Below are 8,743 nucleotides of genomic sequence, written 5' to 3'. Positions count from 1 at the left end.
GGATGTCGCGATGCTCCTGCTGGACCTCCGGGACATGGTGCTCCGGGCGCCTCAGGCCCAGCCCGCGTGCCAGGTTCTGGCCATAGGTGATCGCCGCCTCGAGCGAGAGCAGGGTGTCGGTGAAGAAGCGGTTGTGGGTGGCCCGGGCGATGGCCAGATGGAAGCCGAAGTCGGCATCCACCCCCAGGGCGTTGTCGCGGATGCGCTGTTCGAGCAGCGCCAGCGCCCGCGTGAGCGCCGCCCGGTCCTCGCGGGTGGCCTTGAGCGCCGCCAGGCGTGCGGCCTCGGACTCGACGGCGATCCGGAACTCGAAGCAGCGCTGGATGTCCGCCAGGCTCTCCAGCGGGGCGAACTCGAGCATGGCGCGATCGGGGCGACGCTGGACGAAACTGCCGGAGCCGCGATGCGAGCGCACCAGGCCATCGTCCCGCAGCCGGGCCAGGGCCTCGCGAACGATCGGGCGGGACACGCCGTAGCGGCTCGCCAGCAGCTCCTCCGAGGGCAGGCGCTCGCCCTCCGCGAAGTCGCGGTTGATGATGCGATCGATGATGTCGCCGTAGACCCGATCGCTGAGCTTCTCTCCCCTGCGGCATGGGTCGCCGCTTGGCGCGTCGTCGGAGGCGCGCTTCTCCACCCGTGAATCCATGGTCGTCCCCTGCGGCTTTCCCACAGCATAAGCCACCCCTCGCCCGGTGAGGAGCGTCCAGCCGGCCGACCAGCCGTGTTAGGCTTGGCCGACACCAGCTACCCGGGAGCCTGATCATGACCGCCGCCGAGATACTCGACCGCCTGGTGGGCTTCGCCACCGTCTCGCGGGACTCCAACCTGGCCCTGATCGAGTGGGTCGAGGGCTGGCTCGACGACCACGGCGTGGCGCACTGGCGGGTGGAGAGCGACGACGGCCGCAAGGCCAACCTGCTAGCGCGCATCGGCCCCGCCGTGGCCGGCGGGGTGGTGCTCTCCGGCCATACCGACGTGGTCCCGGTGGATGGCCAGCCCTGGTCCACCGATCCCTTCACCCTGGTCGACAAGGGCGACGGCCGACTCTATGGCCGCGGCACCTGCGACATGAAGGGCTTCATCGCCTGCGCCCTGGCGGAGGTCCCACGCTGGGTGGATCAGGCGCTGGCGACGCCCATCTGGCTGGCGTTCTCCTACGACGAGGAGGTGGGCTGCATCGGCGCCCCGCGGATGATCGAGCGACTGCTGGCCGACCACCCTCGCCCCGCGGCGGTGATCGTCGGGGAGCCGACCATGATGCACCCGGTGGTGGCCCACAAGGGGGCGACCAACCTTCGCACCACGGTGACCGGTCGTGCCGCCCACTCCAGCCAGGTGAACCAGGGGGTCTCGGCGATCCACGTGGCCGCCCGCCTGGTGACGCGGATCGAGGACGTGATGGCCGAACTCAGGGCCGAGGGACGCGTGGACGAGGCCTTCAACGTGGTGCACTCGAGCCTGCACGTCGGCAAGATCGCGGGCGGCACGGCCATCAACATCATGGCCCGGGAGTGCAGCTTCGAGTGGGAGATCCGCCACCTGCCCTCGGATCGCTTCGAGGAGTTGCTCGCGCGGGTGAACGACACCGCGGCCGGGCTGGAGGCCGAGATGCGAAAGCGCGCGTCGGACGCCGCCATCGTCACCGAGGCGCTGAACACCACGGTGCCGGCACTCGCCGACGACAACAATGCCGAGGTGCTCGCCCTGTGCCGCGACCTGCTCGACGAGCGCCCTGCCGGTGCCGTGGCCTATGCCACCGAGGCCGGGCAGTTCCAGCGCGAGGGGCTGCCCACGGTGATCTGCGGCCCGGGGAGCATCGGCCAGGCCCACCAGCCCGACGAGTATATCGACATCGAGCAGCTCGAGGCGGGCGCGGCCTTCATGGCGGCACTGGGCGAGCGGCTGCAACGAAAGTAGAATGCCGGCTCCCTGCCCACCGCTGCCTGGAGCCCCCATGCCCCGCCTGCTGATCGTCAAGACCGGAGACAGCTTTGCCGACGTGGCCCGCGACCACGGCGACTTCGAGACCCTCTTCCGGCGCGCCCTCGCAACAGCGCCGGCCGACACCCAGGTGGCGGTCCTCGATGCCCCGCGCGCCGAGGCCCTGCCGGCGCTCGATGACATCGACGGCCTGCTGATCACCGGCTCCCACGCCATGGTCAGCCACGCCGAGCCCTGGAGCGAGGCGCTCAAGCCGTGGCTGGTCGAGGCGCGTGCCCGCGACATCACCATGCTCGGCGTCTGCTATGGCCACCAGCTGATGGCCGCGGCCTTCGGTGGCACCAGCGACTTCCACCCCGCCGGCCGGGAGTCCGGCACCCGCGAGGTCACCCTGACCGAGGCCGGTCGCCGGGATCCGCTGCTGGGCGGCCTGCCGGCCAGGTTCCACGCCCACCTGAGCCACGCCCAGACGGTCCTCGCGACACCGCCCGGGGCCTGTGTGCTGGCGGCCAATGCCCATGACCCGCACCAGGCGCTGCGCCATGGCTCCCGCCAGTGGAGCGTGCAGTTCCACCCCGAGTTCACCCCGGCGGTGATGCGCGCCTATCTCGCCCACCAGCGGCAGGCCCTGCAGGACCAGGGCGAGACGCCGGAGCGCCTGATCGACGAGGTGACCGAGACGCCGGAGGCGACCGGCCTGCTGACGCGCTTCGCCCTCCTGGCGGCCAGGGCCCGCGAGGCAACACCCAGGCCTGAGGCCGGGTGAGGCGCTGAACGCAAAAGGTCCCCGCACCGGGTGGTGCGGGGACCTTGCGTTCCGGGGCCGGGCTCATGCCCGGCCGGGATCAGGCGCTGGTGCGGCGGCGAATCGGCGCGTCACCATCCTGGCGACGACGCGGGGCACGCTCGGGGGCGCCCTTGTCCTCGCTGATCTCCAGCGGACGACCGGCGACACGGGCACGGGCCATCTTGCTCAGGATGCTCTCCGGCAGCGAGCTCGGCAGCTCGACCACCGAGAAGGCGGTGCGGATGTCGATGCGGCCGATGCGGCTGCCCTCGATGCCGCCCTCGTTGGCGAGTGCCCCGACCAGCTGGCCGGGCTTGACGCCATCCTGGTGGCCTACGGCGACGCGATAGCGGGTCATGCCCTCGCGCGGCGCCCGGTCTTCACGATCACTGCGACGCTTCGGCTTGGCATCGCGCGGGTTGCGGTCATTGCGCTCGGCACGCGGTGCCTGCAGGCGACCGATGGGGGCCTCGTCGGCACGCGCCATGCGCGCGAAGGCACAGGCCAGCTCGATGGGATCATGCCCCTCCTCGATCATCCGCTCGACCAGGGCACGCTGCTCGTCGGCACCGGCGGTCAGGGCGGCGACCACGCGCTGGTGGAAGATCTCGTCGCGGTGGGCGCGGATGGCGGCCTCGTCGGGCACGGCCATCTCGGTCATCTTCTGGCCGGTGGCCTGCTCGAGCCAGCCCACCTTGCGCCCCTCGCGGAAGCCGACGAAGGTGATCGCAATGCCGGTGCGCCCGGCACGACCGGTACGGCCGATGCGGTGAGTATAGGCCTCGGCGTCCTGGGGCAGGTCGTAGTTGATGATGTGGGTCAGGCGCGACACATCCAGGCCACGGGCGGCCACGTCGGTGGCGATCAATATGTCGATCTTGCCACGCTTGAGGCGTGTGATGGTGCGCTCGCGCAGGCTCTGGTCCAGGTCACCGGAGAGGCTGGCGACGTTCATACCACGGGCGGAGAGCTGCTCCATCAGGGTGGTGCAGGCGGCCCGGGTGCGCACGAAGACGATGGCACCGTCGACCGGCTCGACCTCGAGGATGCGCGCCAGCGCCTCCTGCTTGGCGCCTCCGTCGACCCGCACCATGCGCTGTTCGATGCTGGCGGCGGTCCCGACCTTGGACTCGATGGCCACCTTGACCGGGTCGACCAGGTAGCGGTTGACGATGCGCTCGATCTCGGCCGGCAGGGTGGCGGAGAAGAACACCCGCTGGGCGTCCTTCGGCGTGTCGGCCACCACGCGCTTGACGTCGTCGATGAAGCCCATGCGCAGCATCTCGTCGGCCTCGTCGAGCACCAGGGCGGAGAGGCCGTCGAGCTTGAGGCTGCCGCGATCCAGGTGATCGATGACCCGGCCCGGGGTCCCCACCACCACCTGGGCGCCACGGCGCAGCGCGGAGAGCTGCTCGCGGTACTCCTGGCCGCCGCACAGGGTCGCGACTTCCAGGCCCTTGAGGTTCTGGCCGTACTTGCTGAAGGAGACGGCCACCTGCTGGGCCAGCTCACGGGTCGGCGCCAGCACCAGCACCTGGGGCTCACGGCGGGTCAGCTCGAGGCGAGACAGCAGCGGCAGGGCGAAGGCAGCGGTCTTGCCGGTGCCGGTCTGGGCCTGGCCCAGCATGTCACGTCCTTCCAGCAGCGCAGGGATGGTCTGCGCCTGGATCGGTGACGGGGTCTCGTAGCCCTGGGATTCCACGGCAGAGAGAACGGCGGGCAGCAGGGCCAGATCGCCGAAGCTCGGCGAGGCGACAGAAGTCGAGGTCATTAATCACACCTTGGTAGGCCGACGGGGCCGGCAGAAATTCAGTGGCGTCCCTGACACGTGCAATACGCTCAGGCATCTGGGTTCCGTCCAACGGAGCGTCAGATGAGGAAATCGGAGTCGGGGACGCCGGTCGCACCTGGCATTCGGTCCACGCCATCGGGGATGGCCCGTGAACCGCTGTGGCGACCGTTTGCGCCGATCTCGCCCGGGTGGCGTGATCTCGGCGGCGCTCCATCTACACAATTCGAACGCGTGTGGGTCAGTGCTTGCATCACTGGGCCCGGCGTTTCGGCGCCCACCTGCCTGGGCAGCGTGGCGTCGTCATGATGGTGGGGTCAACACATGCGAGGAGCGCGCATGCTACCATCGTCGACTGCCACTGGCCAGCCTTTTCGAGATCCCTACCCCGCGGGAGTACTGCATGCCGAATCTGTGGGTCGATGCCGATGCCTGCCCCAGGGTGGCGCGCGAGATCATCGTGCGCGCCGCCGAGCGTACCGCCACGCCGACCTGGTTCGTGGCCAACCATGCGGTGCCGCTGCCGCCCTCGCGATGGGTCAAGGGCCTGGCGGTGAGCCAGGGCTTCGACGCCGCCGACAACGAGATCGTCGAGCGCCTCCAGTCGGGCGACCGGCTGATCACCTCGGACCTGCCGCTGGCCCTGGAGGCCATCGAGCGCGGCGCCGGGGTGATGACCACCCGCGGCGAGAGACTGGATGCGAACAACATCCGCGCCCGGGTACAGATGCGGGACTTCATGGAGACGCTACGTGCCAGCGGCGAGCATACCGGCGGCCCCGGAGGCTACTCCGACAGCGACCGCCGCGAGTTCGCCAATGCGCTGGATCGCTGGCTGGCCAAGAATTCCCGACATTGAGGCCGCCGCTTCGCGGCGGATCGCGCTGCAAGCAGCGCTCCTACAGGATGTGGAGCCTCTGGACAGGTTGTCGTAGGAGCTTTGCTCGCAAAGCGATTGGCGTGCGCTGAGGTCCGCCCTTGGACCTTGGCGCTCAGCGCTCGGTGCTCGGCGCTTGAAGCTTACCCCTTCTCCCGGATCCCCTTGCCCGGCAGGCGGTCGCGGTCATGCGGCCGGTCCAGGTCGAGCAGCGGGCCGTAGGGCACGATGCCGGTCGGGTTGATGGTGTCGTGGCTGGCGTAGTAGTGGCGCTTGATATGATCGAAGTCCACCGTCTCGGCGATGCCCGGCCACTGGTAAAGCTCGCGCACGTAGTTGGCGAGGTTCGGGTAGTCCTCGATGCGCCTCAGGTTGCACTTGAAGTGGCCGTGATAGACGGCATCGAAGCGGATCAAGGTAGTGAACAACCGGATATCGGCCTCGGTGAACCACTCGCCCGCCAGGTAGCGGTTCTCCGACAGGCGCGCCTCCATGCGGTCGAGCGCCTCGAACAGCGCCACCACATGTTTCTCGTAGACCGCCTGCTCGGTGGCGAAGCCGGACTTGTAGACGCCGTTGTTGATGTGGTCGTAGACGTCGGCGTTGACGGCATCGATGGTCTCGCGCAGATCCGCGGGATAGAGGTCCAGGCGGTTGCCGGTCAGCCCGTCGAAGGCGCCGTTGAGCATCCTCAGCAGGTCCGCGGACTCGTTGTTGACGATGCGCCCCGAGGACTTGTCCCAGAGCGCCGGCACGGTGACGCGTCCCGTGTAGTGGGGGTCGGTCAGGGTGTAGAGCTGGTGGTGGAAGTCAACGCCGTTGACCGGGTCTCCGCTCGAGCCCTCGTCCTCGCGATAGGTCCAGCCCTGGTCGAGCATCAGCGGGCTGACGTGGGAGACCCCGATGGCCGACTCGAGCCCCTTGAGCCGGCGCATGATCAGCACGCGATGCGCCCAGGGACAGGCCAATGAGACATAGAGGTGGTAGCGGCCCGTCTCGGCGGCCAGGCCCGGCTGGCCGTCGGGCCCCGCGCCGCCATCCGGGGTGATCCAGTCGCGCAGCTTGGCGGATTCACGCACAAACTCGCCGCCGTGCTTGTCGGTGTCATACCACTGGTCGTGCCAGGTGCCGTCGATCAGAAGCCCCATGGGTCATCTCCTTGCATGCCGGTGAGCGAGTGCTCGATAACGAGGTTGCACCCAGCATAAGGCGAAACCGTCGACGCTCAAGCGCAGGTTTTGCGCTTCATCATTCGACGGCTTCGAATGGACCTTCCGGCGGGCAGGCCGCCACCGCCGCCTTCAGGGCCTCGGCCAGGGCATGGGTCGCCGGCCCCGCCCGGTCCCGGTCGCGATGGATCAGCTGCACCGGGTACTCGCGGTTGCCGCCGGCGGCCAGCGGCAACCGCTCGAGACGCCCCTCGGCCAGCGCCTGGCGCAGGCGAGTCTCGGGAATCCAGGCGAAACCCAGGCCGCGCTCGAGCATGTCGATGGAGGTCTGCAGGTGGCTCACCGTCCAGCGCTGCTCCGCCTTGAGCCAGCCGGCATCCATGGACTGGCGCAGGGCGGAGTCGCGCACCACCAGCTGCCGGTGCTGCTCGAGGTCGCGCAGGTCGAGCGGGCGCCCCAGGCGGTGCAACGGGTGATCGGGATGGGCCACGGCCACGAAGTGCACCCTGACCAGCGGCTCGCCCAGGAAGCCCTGGGCCGAGATGCCCGAGACCACCAGGTCGGCGCTGCCGTCATAGAGCATTTCGATGCCGCCGTTGAGCACCGTCTCATGGAGCTGCACGCGCACATGGGGATAGGACGCCGAGAAGGCCTCCAGCGCCCGGGCCAGGGCGTCGGGAGGAAAGATCTGGTCGACGGCGAGCACCACCTCCGCCTCGAGCCCCTCGGCCAGGCGATTCGCCACATCCTCCAGCGAGGCGGCATTCTCGAGCAGCTGACGGGCACGGCGCAGCAGCAGCTCACCGGCCTCGGTGAGACGCACCTGCCGGCCCACCGGCTCCATCACCGCCACCCCGAGCTGTTCCTCGAGCTTGTGCACGGCGTGGTTAAGGGTCGAGGGGCTCTTGTGGATCGCCTCGGCGGCACGGGCGAAGCCGCCATGGTCGACCACGGCCGCCAGCATCTGCCATTGGGCCAGGGTGACACGGGACATTTCGAATTCCTCGAATTAATAGAGCGAAACGTTGCGCTTAATTTTCGAAAAATCCGACCTAAAATGCCAGTCAAACGTTACAAAATTGGAGACACCCCATGGCCCCCACCCCGTCTACCCGACAGGTCGCCCAGTTGGTGACCAGCCAGCCGAGCCAGGATGGCGACGGCGTCAGGATCCAGCGCATCCACGACTTCCGCGGAGGGCTCGACCCCTTCCTGATGCTCGACGAGCTCGGTTCCGACCGGCCGGATGACTATATCGGCGGGTTCCCGCCCCATCCCCACCGCGGCATCCAGACCCTGACCTACGTGATCCACGGCGGGCTGACCCACGAGGACCACATGGGCCACTCGAGCACCATCCGGGCCGGGGATGCCCAGTGGATGCATACCGGCCGCGGCATCATCCACTCTGAGATGCCGCTGACCGACCAGCAGGGCCTCCACGCCTTCCAGCTGTGGCTGAACCTGGCGGCCAGGGACAAGCTGAGCCCGGCCACCTACCGTGACGTGCGCGGCGCAGAGATGCCGACGCTGAGCGGCCAGGACGCCACCCTCGTCGCCCTGGGCGGGCGCTGGCAGGACACCGCCGGCGAGAGCGTGATGGGCCCCCTGGAAGCCCTGGCCGGCCAGGGTGCGGTGGCCCATGCCCGGCTGGCGGCCGGGGGCGAGCTCAGGCTGGCCGCCGAGGCCAGCACACTGCTGGTATACGTCTTCAAGGGCGGCCTCGAGATCGCCGGCAGCCCGGTGCCCCAGGGCCGGCTCGCCCGGCTCGGCGGCGGCGAGCAGCTCGCGCTGACCAGCCGCGAGGGCGCCGAGGCCCTGCTGCTGGCCGGGGAACCCCATGGCGAGCCGATCGCCCACTACGGCCCCTTCGTGATGAACGCACACGAAGAGCTGGAGCAAGCGCTGAGGGACTACCGCGACGGCACGCTCACCAACTGATCGGCACCCACTGACTGAACGACACCACCCCGGACCGGGGTTGAAATCCCCCGTCCCGGCGTGTCCAATGTCCACTTAACAAACAGCGTTCGCGCTCCTGCATCCATGCCTCCGAGTCACAAGGGGCGCGGTTGACGGGCCGTTCCTGTATGCATGTACAGACTAGTCGGGTAGACCGGGCGATTGCTCGACCCGGCCCCCCTCAGATCCGGGCATGCGCAATTGACGCACCCGGCTCC

The 8,743-nt window shown here is 69.1% G+C and carries 8 protein-coding genes; 4 read left to right on the top strand and 4 right to left on the bottom strand.

The features are described from left to right. Positions 1–646 (bottom strand): FadR/GntR family transcriptional regulator (locus tag SCI24_RS19495; protein WP_318726959.1); only part of this gene is annotated, 646 nt, incomplete at its 3' end. 116 nt (positions 647–762) lie between these two features. Between SCI24_RS19495 and argE the strand changes: the two genes are divergently transcribed. After that, positions 763–1,917 carry an acetylornithine deacetylase gene (argE, locus tag SCI24_RS19490; protein ID WP_318726958.1) on the top strand — a complete coding sequence of 385 codons (1,155 nt, stop codon included), beginning with the start codon at positions 763–765 and terminating at the stop codon, positions 1,915–1,917. A 37-nt stretch (positions 1,918–1,954) separates the two neighbouring features. After that, entirely contained in the window at positions 1,955–2,707 is a 753-nt protein-coding gene (locus SCI24_RS19485; RefSeq protein WP_318726957.1) for a glutamine amidotransferase, read from the top strand. A gap of 79 nt (positions 2,708–2,786) precedes the next feature. Here SCI24_RS19485 and SCI24_RS19480 read toward each other — a convergent pair whose 3' ends face one another. After that, entirely contained in the window at positions 2,787–4,499 is a 1,713-nt protein-coding gene (locus SCI24_RS19480) for a DEAD/DEAH box helicase (RefSeq protein ID WP_318726956.1), read from the bottom strand. Between the two features lie 421 nt (positions 4,500–4,920). Between SCI24_RS19480 and SCI24_RS19475 the strand changes: the two genes are divergently transcribed. Beyond that, positions 4,921–5,376 (top strand): YaiI/YqxD family protein, encoded by a 456-nt coding sequence (locus tag SCI24_RS19475; protein ID WP_318726955.1) that lies wholly within the window; start codon positions 4,921–4,923, stop codon positions 5,374–5,376. A gap of 161 nt (positions 5,377–5,537) precedes the next feature. On the opposite strand, the gene SCI24_RS19470 is transcribed toward SCI24_RS19475, so the two are convergent. Both SCI24_RS19470 and SCI24_RS19465 read right to left on the bottom strand, forming a co-directional pair. Then, positions 5,538–6,542 carry a glutathione S-transferase family protein gene (locus SCI24_RS19470; RefSeq protein WP_318726954.1) on the bottom strand — a complete coding sequence of 335 codons (1,005 nt, stop codon included), beginning with the start codon at positions 6,540–6,542 and terminating at the stop codon, positions 5,538–5,540. A 100-nt stretch (positions 6,543–6,642) separates the two neighbouring features. After that, positions 6,643–7,557: a LysR family transcriptional regulator gene (locus tag SCI24_RS19465; protein WP_318726953.1), complete on the bottom strand. Its 915-nt coding sequence runs from the start codon at positions 7,555–7,557 to the stop codon at positions 6,643–6,645. Between the two features lie 98 nt (positions 7,558–7,655). Between SCI24_RS19465 and SCI24_RS19460 the strand changes: the two genes are divergently transcribed. Further along, a complete protein-coding gene (locus tag SCI24_RS19460) occupies positions 7,656–8,504 on the top strand; it encodes a pirin family protein (RefSeq protein ID WP_318726952.1) in 849 nt (282 codons plus the stop codon). Positions 8,505–8,743: the final 239 nt, after the last annotated feature.

The organism is Halomonas sp. (genome assembly GCF_033549285.1).
GTDB lineage: Bacteria > Pseudomonadota > Gammaproteobacteria > Pseudomonadales > Halomonadaceae > Halomonas.
This window is presented reverse-complemented; position numbering and strand designations above follow the sequence as displayed.

Coding starts and splice junctions, on each gene's coding strand:
- SCI24_RS19460 (WP_318726952.1), top strand. CDS start 7,656: ATGGCCCCCACCCCGTCTACCCGACAGGTCGCCCAGTTGGTGACCAGC.
- SCI24_RS19470 (WP_318726954.1), bottom strand. CDS start 6,542: ATGGGGCTTCTGATCGACGGCACCTGGCACGACCAGTGGTATGACACC.
- SCI24_RS19465 (WP_318726953.1), bottom strand. CDS start 7,557: ATGTCCCGTGTCACCCTGGCCCAATGGCAGATGCTGGCGGCCGTGGTC.
- argE (WP_318726958.1), top strand. CDS start 763: ATGACCGCCGCCGAGATACTCGACCGCCTGGTGGGCTTCGCCACCGTC.
- SCI24_RS19475 (WP_318726955.1), top strand. CDS start 4,921: ATGCCGAATCTGTGGGTCGATGCCGATGCCTGCCCCAGGGTGGCGCGC.
- SCI24_RS19485 (WP_318726957.1), top strand. CDS start 1,955: ATGCCCCGCCTGCTGATCGTCAAGACCGGAGACAGCTTTGCCGACGTG.
- SCI24_RS19480 (WP_318726956.1), bottom strand. CDS start 4,499: ATGACCTCGACTTCTGTCGCCTCGCCGAGCTTCGGCGATCTGGCCCTG.